Raw genomic sequence first — 21,156 nt, forward strand, 5'->3', positions numbered from 1 at the left:
CTCCAACTGTGGTTTTCGCCCGTTCGGAGGTAGGTGACTCCCGGCGCGGGGCAGAATCGTCGCTCGTGAGCGAAGTTTTTTCCACTGGAGCGGAACTGGACCAGGCGCGCGCGGGCGACGACGCCGCGTTCACCCGTCTGGTGGAGCCGCTGCGCCGTGAGCTGCACGCGCACTGCTACCGGATGCTGGGCTCGGCGCACGACGCCGACGACGCCCTGCAGGACGCCCTGCTGCGCGCGTGGCGCGGGCTGGCCCGGTTCGAGGGGCGCAGCTCGCTCAGGTCGTGGCTGTACACCGTGGCCACCCGGACGTGCCTGGACGTTGTCGAGTACCGCGGCCGGCGGGCGCTGCCGATCGACCTCGGACCGTCGAGCGAGCGGGCCGTGGTCGGCGACGTGGCGCTGACCGACGTGGCGTGGCTCGGGCCCTACCCGGACGCCGGGCTGAGCGGGCCGGGCGCGCGGTACGAGCAGCGGGAGGCCGTGGAACTCGCGTTCGTCGCCGCCCTCCAGCACCTGCCCGGCAACCAGCGGGCCGCGCTGGTGCTGTTCGAGGTGCTGGGGTTCTCGGTCGCCGAGATCGCCGGGATCATGAACACGTCCACCACGTCGGTGAACTCGGCGTTGGCGCGGGCGCGGCGGATCGTCGCGGAGAAGGTGCCGGCGGCCTCCCAGCAGCAGACCTTGCGGATGATCGACGACGCCCGGCTGCGGGAGGTCGTGTCGGGGTTCGCCGAGGCGCTGGAACGCGGCGACGCGGACACCATGGTCGCGCTGCTCACCGAGGACGTGACCTGGTCCATGCCGCCGCTGTCCGCCTGGTACGCGGGGCGGTCGGCGGTGATGGACTTCGTGGCGGCCGTGCCGTTCCGGTGCGGGTCGTGGCGGCACCTGACGACCAGCGCGAACGCCCAGCCGGCCGTGGCCTGCTACCTGTGGGACGACGCGGCCGGCGTGCACGCGGCGTGGTCGGTGAACGTGCTGACCCTGCACGACGGGCTGATCGCCGGGGTGACGTCGTTCCAGGGCGGGGAGCACTTCCGGCGGTTCGGGCTGCCGGTGGCCCTGCCCTGAGGTTCGTTCGCGCGGGGAAGGGCGGGGGCTGGACGTGCGAGAGGGGACGGATCGCTCCGCCCCCTCCGTGAGCCGCTGGTCAGGCCTGCTGGTCGGCCACCTGCTTGCGCACTTCCTCCATGTCGACCTTGCGCGCCTGGTCGATCAAGTCCTCCAGCGCCGACTCCGGCAGCGCGCCGGGCTGGGCGTAGAGCACGACGCCGTCGCGCACGATCATCAGGGTCGGGATCGAGCGGATCTCGAAGGCCGCCGCGAGTTGCTGCTGGTCCTCGGTGTCGACCTTGCCGAACACGATGTCCGGGTGCTTCTCGGCCGTCTTCTCGTAGGTCGGTGCGAACTGGCGGCAGGGACCGCACCAGGCCGCCCAGAAGTCGACCAGAACCATGTCGGATCCGCCGACCACCTCGTCGAAGTTCTCCGTGGTCAGCTCCACCGTGGCCATAGGTTCTCCTCGCTCTAGCGTGGGCGTTGCCGCCCCGGTTACCCGGTCCAACGAACCTGACACCTGGCGAATTCCATTCAACCAGGCGTTGAAGGGGTCAACCAGCAGTTGTAGCTTCGGGTGTCGTGTGGGTGCCGGAGAGTTACCTGGTCGAGTGTCGCGAACCGGTCGGCTATCTGGATTTCGCGCGCTACGGGCCGCCCGTGCACGCGGTGGTGGCGGAGACGACGCGGCTGTTGGAGCGGTCCTCGCAGGCCGGGCCGTCCACCGTGGACGACCTGATGCGCCAGGACCTGCGGGCGCGGTCGGCGGTGGCCCGGCTGGTCGGAGCGGGCGCGGCGCAGGTCCCGGCGCAGGTCCCGGCGGACCGGGTGGCGCTGGTGCCCAACACCAGCACCGGGTTGTTCCAGGCGGCATCCGGGCTGGTCGGTGAGGTGCTGGTGGCGCGGGCCGAGTTCCCGGCGAACACCTACCCGTGGGTCCGCAGCGGGCGGGCGCGGGTGCGGTGGTTGCCCGCCGGGCCGGTGACGCCGGAGGTGGTGCGGGCGGCGCTCACGCCGGAGGTGACGGCGGTGTCGGTGAGCGCGGTGGACTTCCGGACCGGCTACCGGGCCGACCTCGCGGCGTTGCGGGACGTGCTGGGCGACCGGCTGCTCGTCGTGGACGGCATCCAGGGCTTCGGCGTGGTGGACGAGCCGTGGTCGGTGGCCGACGTGGTGGTGGTCGGCGGTCAGAAGTGGCTGCGGGCCGGGTGGTCGACCGGGTTCGTCGCGCTGTCCGACCGCGCGCTGGAACGGCTGGAACCGACGCTCTCCGGCTGGACCGGCGCGGTGAACGTCGGATTGTTCAACAACTCGCTGCGGCCACGAGCCGCCGGCGCGGCGGCCTGGTCGGTGACCCACCTGAGCCCGGTCGCGGCCGGGGCCCTGGCGACGGCGCTGGAACTGGTCGAACTGGCGGGAGTCCAGGCGCTCGGCACGAGGATCGTCGAACTCGCCGACGAACTGGCCGACGTGGTGCGCGCGGCGGGCGGGACGGTGGTGTCGGAGCAGGCCCGGCGCGCCGGGATCGTGGCGTTCACGCTGCCGCACGTGCCGGCGTCGGCGGTCGGCGCGGCACTCGCCAGGGCGGGCGTGACCGCGACCACCCGCCCCGAACACGTCCGCCTCGCACCCCACGCCTCGACCACGCCCGACACCGTCGCCCTGCTCGCCGACACCCTCCGCCACCTCCACCCGACACCGTCCGCCGCCGCACGATCGACTGCCGCACGATCGACTGCCGCACGATCGACTGCCGCACGGTCCGCCGCCACGCCGACTGACCCGAGCCGCTCGCCCGGAGTCGGTCCGGTCGCGGCCGGCCGGACCGGCGTTGGCCCGGTTGGGGATGGCCCGGTCGGGGGTGGCCCGGTTGGGGGTGGTGGGGTTGAGGGTGGCGGCGAGGTGGCCGAGCGGGTCGAGGCCGAACCCTGGCGCGGCACCGAAGCCGGGGTGGGTGCCCGCGCGTTCCCGCCGGACGTGGGCACCTACCGCCGGATGCTGGTCGAACGGGCCGTCGCCGACACCGGGGTCCCGGTCTCCCTGATGCGGAAGTCGCACAAGGCCCAGGTGGTCCGGTACCTGGACGACGCCGGGCTGTTCCAGGTCCGCGACTCGGTCGACCACCTGGCCGGGGTCCTCGGCGTCACCAGGTTCACGATCTACAACTACCTCAACGAGATCCGTCCCCGTCCGGTACCGGAAGAGCCGGTGCCCGAAGGCCCGCCAAGCGGGGCGGAGGAGGCGAGCGGTGAACAGGAATAGTGGCGTGCGCCACGGCGTTGGGACGAGTTGATCACCCGACGACTGGAGATGACAGCATGACGTTCGCTCTGCCCGACCCCTCGACGGAGTTCGGCGCCCGAGTCGCCCGCAGGCTGCGCGAGGACATGATCGCCTGGGTCACGTCGGTCGACCGGGCGGGCACGCCGCAGCCCGCACCGGTGTGGTTCCTCTGGGAGGACGACGCGATCCTCTTCTACAGCAAGCCCGACGCGAAGCGGCTGGACCGGCTCAAGGCCAACCCGCGCACGTCGGTCAACCTCAACGACGAGGGCCTCGGCAGGGACGTCCTGGTGCTGACCGGCTCGCTCACCCGCGAGGACGGCATCGCGCCGGCGCACCTGCACGAGGCGTTCACCGCCAAGTACGGCAAGCTGTCCACCGACTCGTTCGGCACGCACGAGACGTTCTCCGAGCTGTACAGCGTGCCCCTGGTCTTCCACCCGGAGCGTCTGCGCGGTCACTGAGCACCTTCGTGGACCGCGGCGTACACGGCGTCGCGGGCCGCGTTGGCCTCCGCGTCGGTGAGCGTCCGGGTCGGGTGCCGCAACACCAGGCGCAGCAACACGTTCTTCTGCCCGGACCGCGCGCCGAGCCGGGCGACGGCGGCCGGCGGCAGGGCGTCGACCGGGGTCTCGTCCAGCACCACCACCTCCTCCACGAGGTCGCCCACGGTGGCGCGCACGGTGTCGCCGATGGTCTCCGCGTCCTGCTCCGGCCGCACCGCGACCGACACGTCCCGCGAGATCGGCGGGTGCTTCGACACCGCCCGGTACGGCGTGAGGTCCCGCAGCTGCGCCACCACCCGCGGATCGTCGGACGACAGCAGCCGGATGTCCGGGATCCCCTTGCGCAGCATCAACAACCGGTCCAGGCCGACGCCCAGCGCGAGGCCGTGCACGTCGTCGGGCAGCCACGCGCGGCGCAGCACGTGCCGCGCGGCCAGGCCGCACTCGGCGACCTCCAGCCACTCGCCGTCGACCAGCACGTCGACCTGCCTGCCCTGCTCGGTGTACGGGTGCTCGGCCGGTGTCGTGCGGTACCGCGCACCCGGCACGGCGGCGGTGACCACGGCATCGATCAGCTCGTCCAGATCGGCCCGGTGGCGGGAGATCCGCCACAGGTCGAGCTGGTGCGGCGTGCCCGAGTGCACCCGGTCGACCGCGTCCCGCCGGTACACCATGCCGACGCACGCCAGCAGCACGTCGTCCCACTCCTGGGTGCCCAGTTCGCGCAGCGCGGGCGGGATCATCGCGGACGTGTGGCTGCGCAGCATCCGCCCTTCGGTGGTGTAGCGGGTGTAACGGGCGTCACGGGTGATGGCGTCCGGCGGGTAGCCGAGGTTGGTGTAGTTGTCCTCGACGCTGACGTCCGGGTGGTGCCGGATCACGCGCGGCTCGGCCGAAGCCGGTGCGGCGGCGAGGATCTCGGCCAGGACGAGCTGCACGGCGTGCGGCCCCTGCGCGGGGTCGGTGAGGTCGCGAGGCATCGCGGGTGGTCCCTTCGGGAGGCGGGTCGGCTCGTCGGGTGTCCCCCTGGAGCCGGTCCGCCACCGGGACCGCGCCTAGCGCACGCCCCGAATGGCCGGGTCTCCCGGCCAGGGGCGGCTAAATCGGCGCGTCACGTTTTCCACCCTAGCGCGGTCGTGCCGCATGATGCACCCATGTTGTCGACCAAGGGCGAGGACTTCCGGACGTTCTGGACGGAGTACCACCTCTGCACGCTGACCACCTCCCGACCGAACGGCACGCCGCACGTGGTGCCGGTCGGCGTCACGTTCGACATCCCGACGGCGACCGCCCGGATCATCTGCTCCCGAGGCTCCCGCAAGGTGCGCAACGTGCTCGCGGCGGGCGAGCGGGGCGCGCTGGTCGCGGTGTGCCAAGTGGACGGTGCGCGCTGGTCGACGCTGGAGGGCCGCGCGGTCGTGCGGCAGTCGGCCGAGGAGGTCGCGGACGCCGTGCGCCGGTACGCGCAGCGCTACCGGGAGCCCCGCCCCAACCCCGAACGGGTCGTGATCGAGATCGCGGTGACCCGCGTGCTGGGCACGGTGTGATCACCGTCGTCGGCATCGGCGCGGACGGCTGGGAGGGCCTGCCGCCCGCGTCGCGCCACGCGATCGCCTCCGCCGAGGTCCTGATGGGCAGCACCCGCCAACTCGACCTGATCCCGGCCGGCTCGCCCGGCGAGTCGCGGGAGGGTGAGGCGCGGATCGGTGAGTCGCGGGAGGGCGAGGCGCGGGAGGGTGAGGCGCGGTTCGGTGAGTCGTGGGAGCGCGAGTCGCGGGAGGGTGCGCTGGGTGTCGGCGGTGTACGGGAGGGTGGGGCGGAGCGGGTGGTGTGGCCGTCGCCGTTGGTGCCCGCGTTGCCGGGGCTGATGCAGGCGCACCGGGGGCGGCGGGTGTGCGTGCTGGCCAGTGGCGATCCGATGTTCCACGGCATCGGCACCACGCTGGTGCGGTTGCTCGGCGCGGACGCGGTGCGCGTCCTGCCGCAGCCGTCGTCGGCGTCGTTGGCGTGCGCGCGGCTGGGCTGGGCGCTGGACGCGGTGGACGTCGTCAGCCTGGTCGGCAAGCCCGCCGCGCTGCTGGTGCCGCACCTGCACCCCGGCCGGCGGGTCCTGGTGCTGGGCGGCGACCCGACCGAGGTGGCCGCGCTGGTCGGCGACGCCCGGATCACCGTGCTGGAGCAGCTGGGCGGGCCGGCCGAGCGGATCCACCACGACGTGACCGCCGCCGACCCGCTCAACGTGCTCGCCGTCGAGTGCGCCGAGGGCGGGTTCTCGCTGGTCCCAGGTCTGCCGGACGACGCCTACGAGCACGACGGGCAGCTCACCAAGCGCGAGGTGCGCGCGGTGACCCTGGCGCTGCTCGCGCCCCGTCCCGGCCAGGTGCTGTGGGACGTCGGCGCGGGCTCGGGCAGCATCGCCGTCGAGTGGTCCCGGGCGCACCCGGCGTGCCGGGCGATCGCCGTCGAACGGGATCCGGTGCGCGCCGAGCGGATCGCCCGCAACGCCGCCGCGCTGGGCGTGCCGGGCGTGCGGGTCGTGCTGGGGGAGAGCCCGGCGGCGCTGGACCTGCCGCAGGACTTCGAGCGGCCGGACGCGGTGTTCATCGGTGGCGGGCTGACCGCGCCGGGCGTCGTGGAGCGGTGCTTGGCGGCGTTGCGGCCCGGCGGGCGGCTGGTCGCCAACGCCGTCACGCTGGAGTCCGAGGTCGTGCTCGCGCGGTGGCACGCGGCCGCGGGCGGGTCGCTGACCAGGCTGTCGGTCAGCCGGGACACGCCCGTGGGCGGCTTCACCGGGTGGCGACCGCAGATGCCCGTGACCATCTGGGCCGTGACGAAGGAGAGCGCGTGACCGTCCACTTCATCGGCGCCGGGCCCGGTGCGGCCGACCTGCTCACGGTGCGCGCGGTGCGGCTGCTGGAATTGTCCCCGGTGTGCCTGTACGCGGGGGCGCTGGTGCCCACCGAGGTGCTCGGGCACTGCCCGCCGGACGCCCGGCTGGTCGACACCGCGAACCTCGACCTGGACCGGATCACCGCCGAACTGGCGACGGCGCACGAGGCCGGCCTGGACGTGGCGCGCCTGCACTCGGGCGACCCGTCGGTGTACAGCGCGATGGCCGAGCAGATGCGGCGGCTGGACGCGCTGGGCATCCCGTACGACGTGACGCCCGGGGTGCCGGCGTTCGCGGCGGCGGCGGCGTCGCTCAAGCGCGAGCTGACCGTGCCCGGCGTCGGCCAGACGGTGATCCTGACCCGCACCTCCGCGCGCGCCACCCCGATGCCGCCGGGTGAGGACCTGGCGGTGCTCGGGAAGTCGCGGGCCACGGTCGTGCTGCACCTGGCGGTGCAGCGGATCGCGGAGGTGGTCGCCGAGCTGCTGCCGAACTACGGGCCGCGGTGCCCGGCGGCGGTCGTGGCGTACGCGAGCCGGGCCGACGAACTCGTGCTGCGCGGCACGCTCGCCACCATCGCAGGCCAAGTGGCCGACGCCGGGATCAAGCGCACGGCGGTGATCATCGTCGGCGAGGTGCTGGCCGCGGAAGGCTTCCTCGACAGCCACCTGTACTCGACGGCCCGATGCCGCCCGTGACGCTGCCGACCTGCCGGACTACGGCGCCGGGCGCGCCCAGGCGTGGCCTGCCGGCGTGGGGAGTCCGGGGGCGTGGCTCGGCGTGGAGCAGCCTGCCGTTGGGCGGGGTGGGCGTGGGGCGGGCGGTGGTGAGGTGAAGACGGTGTTGGTGCTCGGCGGGACGGGCGAGGCGCGGGAGCTGGCGCGGCGCGCGGTGTCGGGGTTCCGGGTGGTGTCGTCGTTGGCCGGGCGGGTCGCCTCGCCCCGGCTGCCGGCGGGGGAGGTGCGGGTCGGCGGGTTCGGCGGGGTGGCCGGGCTGGTCGCCTACCTGCGGGCCGAGCGGGTGGACGCCGTGGTCGACGCCACGCACCCGTTCGCCGACCGGATCACGGCCAACGCGCTCGCCGCGACCCGCGCGGCCGGCGTGCCGTTCCTGGTGCTGCGCCGACCGGGCTGGACCGAGCGCCCCGGCGACCGCTGGACGTGGGTCGGCTCGATCGCCGAGGCGGCGGCGGTGGTCGGCGCGCGGCGGGCGTTCGTGACCACCGGGCGCGACGGGCTGGACGCGTTCACCGCCGGCGTGGCGCGGACCGTCGACCCGCCCGCCGGCGGCACCGCGCTGGAGGTCGTGCTGGACCGAGGACCGTACACAGTGGACGGTGAGCTGGCCCTGATGCGCCGCTACGGCGTGGAAGTGCTGGTCACCAAGGACAGCGGCGGCGACATGACGTCGGCCAAGCTGGACGCCGCACGCACCCTCGGGCTGCCCGTGGTGCTGGTCCGCCGCCCGCCCGCGCCCGCCGCGCCCACCGTGTCGGGGGTGGACGCGGCGCTGGCGTGGCTCACGACGGGTAGCGCCGGGGCGTGAACACCGCGCCCCGCCCGGTGCGCAGGGTCTGCGAGGACCCGACGATCAGCAGGCACCGCATGTCGATCGTCTCCGGGTCGAGGTCGGCCAGCCGCACCACGCGGACGGTCTCCTCGGGGCCGCCGACGTCCCGGCCGACCACCACGGGCGTGTCCGGCGAGCGGTGCCGCAGCAGCAGGTCGCGGGCCGACTCGACCTGCCACCGCCGGCTGCGCGACGCCGGGTTGTAGATCGCCAGCACGAGATCGGCCTTCGCGGCGGCCTCCAGCCGTTCGGCGATGACCTCCCACGGCTTGAGCCGGTCGGACAGCGAGAGCACGCAGTAGTCGTGGCCCAGCGGCGCACCGGCCCGGCTGGCCACGGCGTGCGCGGCGGTGAGTCCGGGCAGCACCCGCACCGGGACGTCCGCGAACTGCTCCTCGGCCGCCACCTCCAGCACCGCGCTGGCCATCGCGAACACGCCGGGGTCGCCGGAGGACACCACCGCGACCTTCCGGCCGCGCCGGGCCAGGTCGAGCGCGAACGCGGCCCGCTCGGACTCGACCTTGTTGTCCGACGCGTGCTTGCGCTGCCCCGGCTCGTCGGCCACCCGGTCCAGGTAGGTGACGTACCCGACCAGGTCCTCGGCCTCGGCCAACGCCTGCCGGGCCTCGGGCGTGAGCCACTCCGGCCCCGCCGGACCCAACCCGACCACGACGACCTGACCCGTCGCTCGGGCGGGGTCGGATGCGGTGTGGGTGTGGGGGGTGGCGTCGGGAGCGGCGTGGCTGCCGGTGTCGGGGGTGGTGGGGGGAGTGGCTTTGCTGGGGAGCAGGGCCAGGGAGAAGTAGGGAACGTCGTCGGCGTCGACCTCGGCGAGCGGCGCGGTGCGCTGCCGGCCGGTCGTGGCGCGTTCGACGTACCAGGCCTCGGCCAGCCGCCCGGACCGCTCCAGCGCCTCCCGCACGCGCGGGAACGTCCGGCCCAGCTTCATGATCGCCACCGGGTCGCCCGCCGCGAGGTGCCCGGCCAGCGCGTCCACCGGCAGCGTGCCGGGCAGGACGGTCAGCACCTCGTCGCGTTCGACGAGCGGGCGGCCGATCACCGCCGAACCGGCGCTGACCGACGTGACACCGGGGACCACCTCGGCCGGGTACTTGTCGGCCAGTCGCTTGTGCAGGTGCATGTACGAGCCGTAGAAGAACGGGTCGCCGGCGGCCAGCACCACGACGGTCCGCCCGGCGTCGAGGTGCGCGGCCAGCCGCGCGGCGCACTCGGCGTAGAACGCGTCGATCTCGCCCTGGTAGTCGTCGGAGTCCTCGGTCGTCACCGGGTAGACCAGCTGCTCCTCGACCTGGTCGCCGCGCAGGTACGGCTCGGCGATCCGGCGCGCGACGCTGCGGCCGTGCCGGGCGCTGTGGAACACCACGACGTCGGCCGCGCCGATCAGCCGGGCCGCCTTCACGGTCACCAGTTCCGGGTCGCCGGGGCCGACCCCGACGCCGTACAGCCTGCCGGTCATTCGTCCTCGCTCGCGATCGCGTTGACGGCCGCCGCGGTCATGGCGCTGCCGCCGCGCCGACCGCGCACGACCAGGTGCTCCAGCCCGCTCTCGGCGAGCGCCTGCTTGGACTCGGCGGCCCCGATGAACCCGACCGGGATGCCCAGCACGGCGGCCGGCCGGGGCGCGCCCGCGGCGACCAGGTCGAGCAGGTGGAACAGGGCGGTCGGGGCGTTGCCGATGGCGACCACCGCGCCGCCGAGCCGTTCGCCCCACAGCTCCAGCGCGGCGGCGCTGCGGGTGTTGCCCAGCTCCTCGGCCAGCGCGGGCACCCTCGGGTCGCCGAGCAGGCACAGCACCTCGTTGTCGGCGGGCAGCCTGCGCCGGGTCACGCCGGACGCGACCATCTGCGCGTCGCACAGCACCGGCGCGCCGGCCAGCAACGCCTCCCGGGCGGCGGAGACGACCCCGGGGGAGTAGCCGATGTCGTCGACCAGGTCGACCATGCCGCACGCGTGGATCATCCGCACCGCGACCCGCGCGACGTCCGTCGGCAGGCCCGACAGGTCGGTCTCGGCGCGGATGGTGGCGAACGACCGCCGGTAGATCTCCGCGCCGTCCTTGATGTAGCTGGTCACCTGATCTCCTCGTACCCGTCGCCGGTCGCGACGAACTCCACCACGTCGCCCGCGGGCCGGCCGCACCGCCGGGCGCAGCCCGACCAGTGCACCTGGCCCCGGTGCGGGGTGCCGATCCAGCGGGCCGCGTCGGCGCGCACGTCGGTCAGCGACTTCGCGCAGCCCGGCCGGCCGGTGCACGCGGTCACCCCGCGCCACGGCGACGCGGGGTCGGTGAACAGCCCCGACGTGTCAGTGCCGGCGGGCACCACGACGCTGCGCCACGGCGTGATCCGGACCGGCGTGCCGGCCAGCAGCCGTGCGTCCAACCGGCCCAGCGGCACGCCCGCCACGAGGCGGTCCGCCGGGGGTGGGGAGGCTGAGGCCGGACCGGTGGAAGCTGGGCCGGTGGAAGCTGGGCCGGGTGCGACTGGGCCGGGTGAGGTTGGGCCGGGTGCGACCGGGATCACAGTCGCGGTAAGGGTTCTGGGGCTCGAAGTGGCCAGGGCGGGGGTGGTGGTGCTCAGGGAGGCGGTGATCTTCCGCACACCGTCGTCCACTTCGGACAAACGCCACGCGGTGTCGCGGATCGCCTGGAACTCCTCGGCGGCGGCGACCACGGCGGCGACCGGGTCGGTCACGCGCAGTCCCGAATCCTGGCCGGCCAGGAACAGCGCGTCACCCACCAGGCCGATGTCGCCGCCCAGGCCGCTGACCGCCTCACCGATCGTGACCAGGAAGCGTCCGGGCAGGTAGGCCAGTGCGGGGACCCGGCACAGCGCGGCGTCCACGGCGTCCACCAGGTCCTGGTTGTCCTCCAGCGGCGCGGCGATGATGTTGCGCATCCGCTCGTGGGTCGGCGAGGGCAGCAGGCCGGCCTCGCGCAGACGTGCGCCCAGCTCGTGCTCCGCACCCGGTGTCAGGCCCCTGATCTGCACGTTCGCCCGTGACGTGAGTTCGATCGTGCCGTCGCCCAGGTCCAGCGCGGCCTGCCGGACGACGTCGAACCGGTCGGCGGTCAGCGTGCCGCCGGGCACCCTGACCCGCGCCAGCCCGCCGTCCGCGGCCCGGTGCACGTCGACCGCGCCGGGGCAGGCGTCGGGGCGTTCACGGTCCTGGGGCATGGGCTGGATGCTAACCGCCCGTTAGGGTGACTTCCGAACGGCGAAGCAACAGGAGGAAGCCGGTGTGAATCCGGCGCGGTCCCGCCACTGTGACCGGGCGCGAGCCCGGGAGTCAGGAACTCCGCCCGCCGTCCCCTACGACCTGGGGCGAGGACCCCCGAGGGATGGAGCCCGCACGTGATCCTGCTGCTGTCGACCTCTGACACGGACCTGCTGTCCGCCCGTTCGAGCGGTGCGGACTACCGACTGGGCAACCCCGCCCGGCTGACCGCCGACGACCTGCCCGCCCTGCTGGAGGGCGTCGACCTGGTGGTGGTGCGCATCCTGGGCGGGCGGCGGATGTGGGAAGAGGGCCTGGACCGGCTGCTCGCCGGCCCCCGCCCGGTGGTGGTGCTGGGCGGTGAGCAGAACCCGGACGCGCCGCTGATGGAGCTGTCCACCGTGCCCGGCGGCGTCTGCGCCGAGGCGCACGCCTACCTGGCCCACGGCGGCCCGGTGAACCTCGCCGAGCTGCACAAGTTCCTGTCCGACACGGTCCTGCTGACCGGGTTCGGCTTCAACCCGCCCGAGGCGGCGCCGAACTGGGGCGTGCTGGAGCGGCCCGAGCCGGCGGGGTCGGTCGAGTCGGTTGGGCCTGTCGAGTCGGCTGAGTCGGTTGAGACGGGCCGTGCGAGGCCGGTGGTGGCGGTGTTGTACTACCGGGCGCACCACGTGGCCGGGAACACGGCGTTCGTGCACGCGCTGTGCGACGCGATCGAGGAAAAGGGCGGCCGGGCGCTGCCGGTGTACTGCGCGTCCTTGCGCACGGCGGAGCCGGCGTTGCTGGCGGAGCTGCGCAAGGCCGACGCGCTGGTCGTCACGGTGCTGGCGGCGGGCGGGACGAAGCCCGCGACCGCGTCGGCCGGTGGCGACGACGACGCGTGGGACGTGGGCGCGCTGGCCGAGCTGGACATCCCGATCCTGCAAGGGCTCTGCCTGACCAGCAGCCGTGCGGCGTGGGACGGGAACGACGACGGTCTGTCCCCTTTGGACACCGCGACCCAGGTGGCGATCCCCGAGTTCGACGGCCGGATCATCACCGTCCCGTTCTCCTTCAAGGAGATCGACGAGGACGGCCTGACCGTGTACGTGGCAGACCCGGAGCGGGCGCTGCGCGTGGCCGGGATCGCGGTGCGGCACGGGAGGCTGCGGCACATCCCGCCGGCCGACCGCAAGGTCGTGATCATGCTGTCGGCCTACCCGACCAAGCACTCGCGGATCGGCAACGCGGTCGGCCTGGACACCCCGGCCAGCGCGGTCCGGCTGCTGGCGGCGTTGCGGGACAACGGTTACGACATCGGCGACGAGCTGCCGGGCGTGGCCGAGCTGGACGGTGACGCGCTGATCCACGCGCTCATCGCGGCCGGCGGCCAGGACGTCGACTGGCTGACCGAGGAGCAGCTCCAGGGCAACCCGGTGCGGCTGCCCGCCGCGCGCTACCGCGAGTGGTACGCGACGCTGCCCGAGGACACCCGCGAGGACATGGAACGGCACTGGGGCCAAGCGCCCGGCGAGCTGTTCGTGGACCGGTCGAAGGACCGCGAGGGCGAGATCGTGCTGGCCGGCCTGCGATCGGGCAACGTGGTGGTGATGGTGCAGCCGCCGCGCGGGTTCGGCGAGAACCCGATCGCCATCTACCACGACCCGGACCTGCCGCCCAGCCACCACTACCTGGCCGCCTACCGGTGGCTGGAGGCCGAGTTCGGCGCGGACGCCGTGGTGCACGTCGGCAAGCACGGCAACCTGGAGTGGCTGCCCGGCAAGACGGTCGGCATGTCCGCCGGCTGCGGCCCGGACGCGGCGCTGGGCGACCTGCCGCTGATCTACCCGTTCCTGGTCAACGACCCGGGCGAGGGCACGCAGGCCAAGCGCCGCGCGCACGCCACCCTGGTCGACCACCTGGTGCCGCCGATGGCCCGCGCGGACAGCTACGGCGACATCGCGCGCCTGGAGCAGCTGCTCGACGAGCACGGCAACATCGCCGCGATGGACCCGGCCAAGCTGCCCGCGATCCGCGCGCAGATCTGGACCCTGATCCAGGCCGCGAAGCTGGACCACGACCTGGGCCTGGACGACCGGCCGCACGACGCCGAGTTCGACGAGCTGATCCTGCACGTGGACGGCTGGCTGTGCGAGATCAAGGACGTCCAGATCCGCGACGGCCTGCACGTCCTGGGCCAGGCCCCGACCGGTGACACCCGGGTCAACCTGGTGCTGTCGATCCTGCAGGCCAAGCAGATGTGGGCCGGCCAGGTGGCCGCGCTGCCCGGGTTGCGGGAAGCGTTGGGGCTCAAGGACACCACGCGCGCGTCGACGGACGCCGTGGAGGCGCGGGCGCGGGAACTCGTGCAGGCGATGGAAGACGCGGACTGGGACCCGGCGGTCGCGCGGACGCTGGACGAGTCCGAGGACGTGGTGCGGATCCTGGAGTTCGGTGCGCTGGAGGTCGTGCCGCGGCTGGCCCGCACGACCGACGAGATGACGCACGTGCTGCACGCGTTGAACGGCGGGTACGTGCCGGCCGGGCCGAGCGGATCCCCGTTGCGGGGCCTGGTGAACGTGCTGCCGACCGGCCGCAACTTCTACTCGGTGGACCCGAAGGCCGTGCCGTCGAAGCTGGCCTGGGAGACCGGGCAGGCGATGGCCGACTCGCTGCTGGAGCGCTACCGCGCGGACAACGGCGAGTGGCCCGCGTCGGTCGGGTTGTCGGTGTGGGGCACGTCGGCGATGCGCACCTCGGGTGACGACATCGCGGAAGTGCTGGCGCTGATGGGTGTCCGGCCGGTGTGGGACGACCAGTCGCGCCGGGTGACCGGACTGGAAGTCGTGCCGCTGGAGGAGTTGGACCGGCCGCGCATCGACGTCACGGTGCGGATCTCCGGCTTCTTCCGGGACGCCTTCCCGCACGTGGTGGCGTTGTTGGACGACGCGGTGCAGCTCGTGGCCGGGTTGGACGAGGCGGCGTCGGACAACTTCGTGCGGGCGCACGCGGAAGCGGAACTGGCCGAGCACGGGGACCGGCGGCGGGCGACGCTGCGGATCTTCGGATCGAAGCCGGGGGCGTACGGGGCCGGGCTGCTGCCGTTGATCGACAGCCGGAACTGGCGCGATGACGCGGACCTGGCCGAGGTCTACGCGGTGTGGGGCGGGTACGCGTACGGGCGCGAGCTGGACGGCGTCGAGGCGCGGATCGACATGGAGAGCGCGTACCGGCGGATCGCCGTGGCGGCGAAGAACATCGACACCCGCGAGCACGACATCGCGGACTCGGACGACTACTTCCAGTACCACGGCGGGATGATCGCGACGGTGCGGGCGTTGACGGGCAAGGCCCCGGCGGCGTACGTCGGCGACAGCACGCGGCCCGACGCGGTGCGGACGCGGACGTTGCACGAGGAGACGAACCGGATCTTCCGCGCCCGCGTGGTGAACCCGCGCTGGCTCGCGGCGATGCGCAAGCACGGGTACAAGGGCGCGTTCGAGCTGGCGGCGACGGTCGACTACCTGTTCGGCTACGACGCGACGACGGGTGTGGTCGCGGACTGGATGTACGAGCAGTTGGCGGCGAGCTACGTGCTGGACCCGGAGAACCAGAAGTTCCTCACCGAGTCGAACCCCTGGGCGTTGCACGGGATCTCAGAGCGGCTGCTGGAGGCGGCGGACCGCGGTCTGTGGGAGCACCCGGAGGCGGAGACCCTGGAAGCGTTGCGGGCGGTGTACCTCCAGACGGAAGGTGATCTGGAGGACGGGCGTTAGCGCTGCGAGCGTTGGCGCTGTGGGTGTGAGCGTTGCGGGTGTGGGCCTTGTAGGTGGTTCGGGGCGTTGGTGGTGAGCGGTGTGGTGGTAGAGGCGCGGTAGACGCGGTAGATGACGAGGTAGAGCGAGAGCTAGGCTGTTCGCGGCACGGCCCCGGTGGATCTTTTCGCCGGGGCTGTGGTTGTTTGCGGGTGTTTTCGAGCTTTCGTCTTCTTGTGTGGTTGGTGTGGCGGACTTCTTGACAGGAGAGCGTGGCGCGCACCACACTTCGGCGGGCCTGGGAGCGCTCCCAGAATGCCGCCGATCATGTGAGGAGTCCTCGTGCGTCAACGTCGAGCAGTCCTGGCCGCGACCCTGGCCGGAGCCGCAGCGCTCGCGGCGTGCGGTACGGGCGGTGGCGGCTCGGGCGGTCGGACGGAGCTGACCGTCGCGACGTTCAACGAGTTCGGCTACGAGGGGCTGTTCGAGGAGTACGAGGCCGCGCACCCGAACATCGAGATCACCCACCGCAAGACCGGTCAGGCCGCGCCGCACCACCAGAACCTGATCACCAAGCTCGCCACCGGATCGGGGGCGGCGGACGTGGAGGCGGTCGAGGAGGGCTTCCTCAGCCAGGTCATGGCGAAGTCGGGGAAGTTCCACGACCTTCGGGAGATCGGGCCGGGCGACGTCGCCACCGACCGGTGGCTGAAGTGGAAGGTCGACGCCGTCACGACGAAGGAGGGCAAGCTGATCGGCTACGGCACCGACATCGGGCCGCTGGCGATGTGCTACCGGACGGATCTCCTGGGTGCGGCGGGTCTGCCCACCGATCCCGAGGGCGTGCGGCAGATGTTCGCCACCTGGGACTCGTACTTCGCGGCGGGAGACCGTTACGTGGCGGCGGTCGGCAAGCCGTGGTTCGACGCGGCGGCGCAGATCTTCAACCCCATGCACAACCAGGCGGAGACGGGCTTCTTCGACCGGGACGACAAGCTCGCCATCGAGTCGAACGACGACCGGAAGATCTGGGACCAGGTCACCGGCGCGGTGGCGCGCGGGCAGTCCGCGAGGCTCGTGGCGTGGAGCAAGGAGTGGCAGGACGGGTTCAGGCAGTCGGCCTTCGCCACCAAGACGTGCCCGTCGTGGATGCTGGGCGTGATCGAGGGCAACGCCGGGCCCGAGCACGCGGGCAAGTGGGCGGTGACGGCGGCGTTCCCGGGCGGCGGCGGCAACTGGGGCGGCTCGTACCTGACCGTGCCTCGGCAGTCCGAGCACGCCGAGGAAGCGGCGGCGCTGGCGGCCTGGTTGACCGCGCCGGAGCAGCAGATCAAGGCGTTCGTGGCCAAGGGGACGTTCCCGAGCCAGTCGGCGGCCCTGGCCTCACCCCGGTTGCTGGAGAAGACCAGTGAGTACTTCGGCGGGCAGAAGGTCGGCGCGCTGTTCGCGGAGCAGGCGTCGAAGGTCGCCGCGGCGCAGTACAAGGGGCCGCAGGACGGGGAGATCCAGGACAACGTGATCGCGCCGGCGCTCCAGGCGGTGGAGCAGGGCAAGTCCGCTGAAGAAGGGTGGGCGCAGGCGGTCGAAGGTGCCAAGAAGGCTGCGAAGTGACGTCTGGAGTGGTGCGGGGGCGTGGTGGTGGGGAGAGGCGTGCGGGGAGGCGTGGGGAGAGGGAGTTCGCGCCGTACTTGTTTGTGGCGCCGTATTTTCTGCTTTTTGGGTTGGTCGGGCTGTTTCCGTTGGTGTACACGGCCTATGTCTCGCTGTTCGACTGGGAGTTGGGCGCGGACTCGACGCCGTTCGTGGGGCTGGGCAACTACGCGGCCCTGGTGGGAGACGAGAGGTTCTGGAACGCGCTGCTCAACACGGTGAGCATCTTCGTGTTGTCGAGCGGTCCGCAGGTGGTGGTGGCGGTGGGGGTCGCTGCTTTGTTGAACACCGCGTTGCGCGGGCGCACGGCGTGGCGGATGGGGGTGCTGCTGCCGTACGTGGCCTCGCTGGTGGCGTTGACGATCATCTTCGCGGACCTGTTCGGGCCGAAGTACGGGATGGTCAACGACGTTCTGGAGTTGTTCGGGCTGTCGCGGATCGACTGGCAGGCATCGAGGTGGTGGAGCCACGTCGCGATCGCGGCGATGGTGGACTGGCGGTGGACCGGGTACAACGCGCTGATCCTGCTGGCCGCGATGCAGGCGATCCCAGGTGACGTCTACGAGGCCGCGGTGGTCGACGGGGCGGGGAGGTGGCGGCAGTTCGTGTCGATCACGTTGCCGATGCTGCGGCCCACGCTGATCTTCGTGGTCGTCACGTCGACGATCGGCGGGTTGCAGGTCTTCACCGAGCCGAAGCTGTTCGCGCCGGCGGGGAGCAGCAACGGCGGCGCGACGGGGCAGTACCAGACGGTGGTGCTGTACCTGTACCAGACGGCGTTCGAGAGTTTCGACCTCGGGTACGCGGCGGCGTTGGCCTGGGTGTTGTTCTTGGTGGTGGTCGTGGTCGCCGGGGTGAACTTCTTGGTGACGCGGCGGCTGGCCGGGACGGGGGAGTCGTGAGTCGGCGTCCCGGGTTTGTGGTGTACGGGTTGTTGGGCGCGTTCGTCCTGGGGTCCGCGTTCCCGTTCTACTGGTCGTTCGTGGTCGCCGGCAACGAAGACGGGGACACACCGCTGGTGCCGGGCGGGAGGTTCCTCGCCAACGCGAGCCGGGTGCTCGACACCATCCCGTTCTGGAAAGCTCTGGGCAACAGCATGATCGTGTCCGGCACGGTGACCGTGTCGGTGGTCCTGCTGTCCACGCTGGCGGGGTTCGCGTTCGCCAAGCTGCGGTTCCGGGGGCGCGGGCCGTTGATGGTGTTCGTGGTGGCGAGCCTGGCGGTGCCGACCCAGCTCGGGATCATCCCGCTGTACCTGGCGATGGCGGAATTCGGGTGGGCGGGGACGCTGGGCGCGGTGATCGTGCCGAACCTGGTGACCGCGTTCGGGGTGTTCTGGATGCGGCAGTACATCGTGGACGCGGTGCCGGACGAACTGGTCGACGCCGCGCGGATGGACGGGTGCAACCTGCTGAGGGTCTTCTGGCACGTGTGCGTGCCGGCGGTGCGGCCCGCGGCGGCGATGCTCGGGGTGTTCACGTTCATGATGTCGTGGAACGACTTCCTCTGGCCGCTGGTCGTGCTGGACGCGGACGAACCGACCGTCCAGGTGGCGTTGGAGAAGCTCCAGAGCGGTTACTACGTCGACAACTCGCTGGTGCTGGCCGGGACCACGTTGGCCACCGTGCCGGTGCTGGTCGTGTTTCTCGTACTTGGGCGGCAGATCGTCGCCGGGATCATGCAGGGTGCTGTGAAGGGGTAGCTGTGGATTCGCTTGCGGTGGGGTCGTCGGGTGCTGGTGTCGCGGGTGCGGGTGCGGGTGCGGGTGCTGGTGCTGGTGCTGGTGTGGGCGAGGGTGGGGGTGTGGAGTTTCCGAAGGGTTTTCTGTGGGGGGCGGCGACAGCCGCGTTCCAGGTGGAAGGCGCGACAGCGGTGGACGGGCGGACGAAGTCCATCTGGGACGAGTTCTGCGAGGTGCCGGGAGCGGTGGTGGGCGGGCACACCGGGGAGCCGGCGGCGGACCACTACCGGCGGGTGGACGAAGACGTCCGGCTGATGGCGGGCCTGGGGTTGCAGGCATACCGGTTCTCGGTGGCGTGGCCCCGGGTGCGGCCGGACGGGGGTCGGGTGAACCAGGCCGGGCTGGACTTCTACTCGCGGCTGGTGGACCGGCTGTTGGAGGCCGGCATCCAGCCGTGGCCGACGCTGTACCACTGGGACCTGCCGCAAGCACTGGAAGAGCGGGGCGGCTGGGCCGGGCGGGCGACGTCGTACCGGTTCGCGGACTTCGCGGAGTCCGTGGCGGGAGCGTTGGGTGACCGGGTGGAGAACTGGACCACGGTCAACGAACCCTGGTGCTCGGCGTTCCTGGGGTACGCGGCCGGGGTGCACGCACCGGGGCGGCGGGAGCCGGAGGCGGCGGTCGCGGCGGTGCACCACCTGTTGCTGGGGCACGGCTTGGCGACGGAGGTGATCCGCGGAACGTCGGCGGGGGCGAAGGTCGGGATCACGCTGAACCTGTACCCGATCATCGCGGCGGACCCGGAGAGCCCGGCGGACGTGGACGCGGTGCGCCGGCTCGACGGGTTGCAGAACCGGATCTTCCTGGAGCCGTTGCTCCTCGGGCGGTACCCGGAGGACGTGGTGGCGGACCTGGAACCGCACGGGTTCGCGGGCCACCTCCAGGACGGTGACCTGGAGATCGTCTCGGCGCCGCTCGGCCAGCTCGGCGTGAACTACTACGCGGAGCACTTCGTGAGCGGGGCGGCGGGACCGGCCGTCCCGGGGTCGCCATGGGTCGGCGCGGAGCACGTGACGTTCCCCAGCCGGGGGCTGCCGCGCACGGACATGGGTTGGGAGGTCGAGCCGGCCGGCTTGACGAAAGTCCTGGTGCGGGTGAATCGTGACTACCCCTCGATTCCGCTGTACGTCACGGAAAACGGCGCTGCCTACCGGGACGTGGTGGCGGCGGACGGCGAGGTGTACGACCCGGAGCGGTTGCGGTACTTGGAATCGCACCTGCGGGCGGCGCACGCGGCCATCGAAGCGGGCGTCGACCTGCGCGGGTACTTCGCCTGGTCGCTGATGGACAACTTCGAGTGGGCCGAGGGATACGCGAAGAGGTTCGGGATCGTGCATGTCGACTACGACACCCAAGTGCGGACTCCTAAGATGAGTGCCATGTGGTACTCCCAGGTTGCCCGGGGCAACGCGCTAGCCGCGGTGGCCGCCTCGTGACGGACGCCGTTGACCAGCCCAGGCCACGCCGCGCGACAACGCGCCTCGAAGAGGTGGCCCGCGCCGCCGGGGTGTCCAAGTCGACAGTGTCCCGGGTGATCAACGGTGAGCCTTACGTCAGCACAAAGGCGCGTGAGGCGGTCAGCCAGGCGATCTCGCGCCTCGGCTACTCGCCGAACCAAGCGGCCCGGACGTTGGCGGGCAACCGGGCCAACTGCATCGCGCTGGTGGTGTCCGAGCAGGGCAGCCGGGTGCTCGCCGACCCGTTCTTCGCCGGTGTGCTGCGCGGGGTCCACGCGGAACTGGCCGGGCGGCGGGTGCAGCTCGTGCTGATGATGAGCAAAGAGGGCGACGAGCAGGACCTGGTCAACTACCTGTGCGGCGGGCACGTCGACGGCGTCCTGGTGATCAGCCTGCACGGCCAGGACCCGCTGCCGAGGGTGCTCGCCGACGCGGGCCTGCCGACGGTCGTCGGCGGGCGGCCGTTGGGCGCGGCGGGAGTGCCCTATGTGGACTCCGACAACTTCAACGGCGCGTTGGAGGCGGCCCGACACCTGATCGGGCTGGGGCGGAAGAAGATCGGCACCATCGCGGGCCCCCGGGACATGGCGGTCGGGATGGACCGGCTCGCCGGCTGGAAGCGGGGGATGAGCCAGGCTCGGGTTCCGGCCGACCTGGTGGCGTACGGGGACTTCACGCCGGAGAGCGGCGCGACGGCGATGGAAGAGCTGCTGGAGCTGGACCCGTCGCTGGACGCGGTGTTCGTCGCGGCCGACATCATGGCGCTGGGCGCGTTGCAGGTGCTGCACGCGCGCGGCAAGCGGGTGCCGGAGGACGTGGCCGTGGTGGGCTTCGACGACCTGATGATCGCGTCGACGGCGGTGCCCCCGTTGACCACCGTGCGGCAGGACGTGGAACGGCTGGGGCGGACGATGACCTGGCGACTGATGTCGGAACTGGCGGGAGAGGAGAACCTGCCGCCGTTCCTGCTGCTGCCCACGTCGATGGTCACCCGGGTCAGCGCTTGACGGCGCTGTGGTGGGTGCGTGGGT

At 72.5% G+C, this 21,156-nt stretch carries 18 protein-coding genes and 1 riboswitch; of the genes, 13 read left to right on the forward strand and 5 right to left on the reverse strand.

The features are described 5' to 3' along the window. Window positions 1–65 precede the first annotated feature (65 nt). A complete protein-coding gene (locus BN6_RS12480; RefSeq protein WP_015099998.1) occupies window positions 66–1,073 on the forward strand; it encodes a sigma-70 family RNA polymerase sigma factor in 1,008 nt (335 codons plus the stop codon). 79 nt (window positions 1,074–1,152) lie between these two features. On the opposite strand, the gene trxA is transcribed toward BN6_RS12480, so the two are convergent. Beyond that, window positions 1,153–1,515 (reverse strand): thioredoxin, encoded by a 363-nt coding sequence (gene trxA / locus BN6_RS12485; protein WP_015099999.1) that lies wholly within the window; start codon window positions 1,513–1,515, stop codon window positions 1,153–1,155. Window positions 1,516–1,646: 131 nt separating this feature from the next. Between trxA and BN6_RS12490 the strand changes: the two genes are divergently transcribed. Together BN6_RS12490 and BN6_RS12495 are read left to right on the forward strand one after the other, a co-directional pair. Beyond that, window positions 1,647–3,320, forward strand: coding sequence for an aminotransferase class V-fold PLP-dependent enzyme (locus BN6_RS12490; protein ID WP_015100000.1), 1,674 nt, complete (start codon window positions 1,647–1,649; stop codon window positions 3,318–3,320). Window positions 3,321–3,376: 56 nt separating this feature from the next. Further along, window positions 3,377–3,805, forward strand: coding sequence for a TIGR03667 family PPOX class F420-dependent oxidoreductase (locus BN6_RS12495; RefSeq protein WP_015100001.1), 429 nt, complete (start codon window positions 3,377–3,379; stop codon window positions 3,803–3,805). On the opposite strand, the gene srmL is transcribed toward BN6_RS12495, so the two are convergent. Next, window positions 3,799–4,827, reverse strand: a complete 1,029-nt coding sequence (gene srmL, locus BN6_RS12500; RefSeq protein ID WP_015100002.1) for a PheS-related mystery ligase SrmL — start codon at window positions 4,825–4,827, stop codon at window positions 3,799–3,801. The genes BN6_RS12495 and srmL overlap by 7 nt on opposite strands. Before the next feature lie 174 nt (window positions 4,828–5,001). Between srmL and BN6_RS12505 the strand changes: the two genes are divergently transcribed. From BN6_RS12505 to BN6_RS12520, 4 genes are all read left to right on the forward strand, one after another. Continuing rightward, window positions 5,002–5,394 (forward strand): pyridoxamine 5'-phosphate oxidase family protein, encoded by a 393-nt coding sequence (locus BN6_RS12505; protein WP_015100003.1) that lies wholly within the window; start codon window positions 5,002–5,004, stop codon window positions 5,392–5,394. Continuing rightward, window positions 5,391–6,695 (forward strand): bifunctional cobalt-precorrin-7 (C(5))-methyltransferase/cobalt-precorrin-6B (C(15))-methyltransferase, encoded by a 1,305-nt coding sequence (locus tag BN6_RS12510; protein ID WP_015100004.1) that lies wholly within the window; start codon window positions 5,391–5,393, stop codon window positions 6,693–6,695. The genes BN6_RS12505 and BN6_RS12510 overlap by 4 nt, the downstream gene beginning before the upstream one ends. Beyond that, entirely contained in the window at window positions 6,692–7,435 is a 744-nt protein-coding gene (cobM, locus tag BN6_RS12515) for a precorrin-4 C(11)-methyltransferase (protein ID WP_015100005.1), read from the forward strand. Before BN6_RS12510 ends, cobM begins: the two co-directional genes overlap by 4 nt. A gap of 133 nt (window positions 7,436–7,568) precedes the next feature. Then, complete coding sequence (locus tag BN6_RS12520; RefSeq protein WP_041312661.1) at window positions 7,569–8,282, forward strand: cobalt-precorrin-6A reductase; 714 nt, start codon at window positions 7,569–7,571, stop codon at window positions 8,280–8,282. On the opposite strand, the gene BN6_RS12525 is transcribed toward BN6_RS12520, so the two are convergent. From BN6_RS12525 to BN6_RS12535, 3 genes are read right to left on the reverse strand one after another with little or no spacing between them, the layout of a single operon-like run. After that, window positions 8,257–9,783, reverse strand: a complete 1,527-nt coding sequence (locus tag BN6_RS12525) for a precorrin-2 C(20)-methyltransferase (RefSeq protein WP_015100007.1) — start codon at window positions 9,781–9,783, stop codon at window positions 8,257–8,259. The genes BN6_RS12520 and BN6_RS12525 overlap by 26 nt on opposite strands. Then, a complete protein-coding gene (locus BN6_RS12530) occupies window positions 9,780–10,400 on the reverse strand; it encodes a precorrin-8X methylmutase (RefSeq protein WP_015100008.1) in 621 nt (206 codons plus the stop codon). Before BN6_RS12530 ends, BN6_RS12525 begins: the two co-directional genes overlap by 4 nt. After that, window positions 10,397–11,503, reverse strand: coding sequence for a hypothetical protein (locus tag BN6_RS12535; protein WP_015100009.1), 1,107 nt, complete (start codon window positions 11,501–11,503; stop codon window positions 10,397–10,399). The genes BN6_RS12530 and BN6_RS12535 overlap by 4 nt, the downstream gene beginning before the upstream one ends. Before the next feature lie 7 nt (window positions 11,504–11,510). Beyond that, window positions 11,511–11,644, forward strand: a riboswitch (cobalamin riboswitch). Between the two features lie 36 nt (window positions 11,645–11,680). On the opposite strand from BN6_RS12535, the gene cobN reads away from it, so the two are divergent. From cobN to BN6_RS12565, 6 genes are all read left to right on the forward strand, one after another. Further along, window positions 11,681–15,298 carry a cobaltochelatase subunit CobN gene (cobN, locus tag BN6_RS12540; RefSeq protein WP_015100010.1) on the forward strand — a complete coding sequence of 1,206 codons (3,618 nt, stop codon included), beginning with the start codon at window positions 11,681–11,683 and terminating at the stop codon, window positions 15,296–15,298. Window positions 15,299–15,619: 321 nt separating this feature from the next. After that, entirely contained in the window at window positions 15,620–16,888 is a 1,269-nt protein-coding gene (locus BN6_RS12545; protein WP_015100011.1) for an ABC transporter substrate-binding protein, read from the forward strand. Window positions 16,889–16,896: 8 nt separating this feature from the next. Further along, the gene (locus BN6_RS12550; RefSeq protein ID WP_051075535.1) at window positions 16,897–17,829 is read left to right on the forward strand and encodes a carbohydrate ABC transporter permease; all 933 of its coding nucleotides are present in this window, start codon (window positions 16,897–16,899) and stop codon (window positions 17,827–17,829) included. Continuing rightward, the gene (locus BN6_RS12555) at window positions 17,826–18,629 is read left to right on the forward strand and encodes a carbohydrate ABC transporter permease (RefSeq protein WP_051075536.1); all 804 of its coding nucleotides are present in this window, start codon (window positions 17,826–17,828) and stop codon (window positions 18,627–18,629) included. The genes BN6_RS12550 and BN6_RS12555 overlap by 4 nt, the downstream gene beginning before the upstream one ends. Window positions 18,630–18,730: 101 nt before the next feature. Then, window positions 18,731–20,104, forward strand: a complete 1,374-nt coding sequence (locus BN6_RS12560; protein ID WP_015100014.1) for a GH1 family beta-glucosidase — start codon at window positions 18,731–18,733, stop codon at window positions 20,102–20,104. Then, window positions 20,101–21,132 carry a LacI family DNA-binding transcriptional regulator gene (locus BN6_RS12565; protein WP_015100015.1) on the forward strand — a complete coding sequence of 344 codons (1,032 nt, stop codon included), beginning with the start codon at window positions 20,101–20,103 and terminating at the stop codon, window positions 21,130–21,132. Before BN6_RS12560 ends, BN6_RS12565 begins: the two co-directional genes overlap by 4 nt. Window positions 21,133–21,156 lie beyond the last annotated feature (24 nt).

This window comes from Saccharothrix espanaensis DSM 44229 (genome assembly GCF_000328705.1).
Taxonomy (GTDB): domain Bacteria; phylum Actinomycetota; class Actinomycetes; order Mycobacteriales; family Pseudonocardiaceae; genus Actinosynnema; species Actinosynnema espanaense.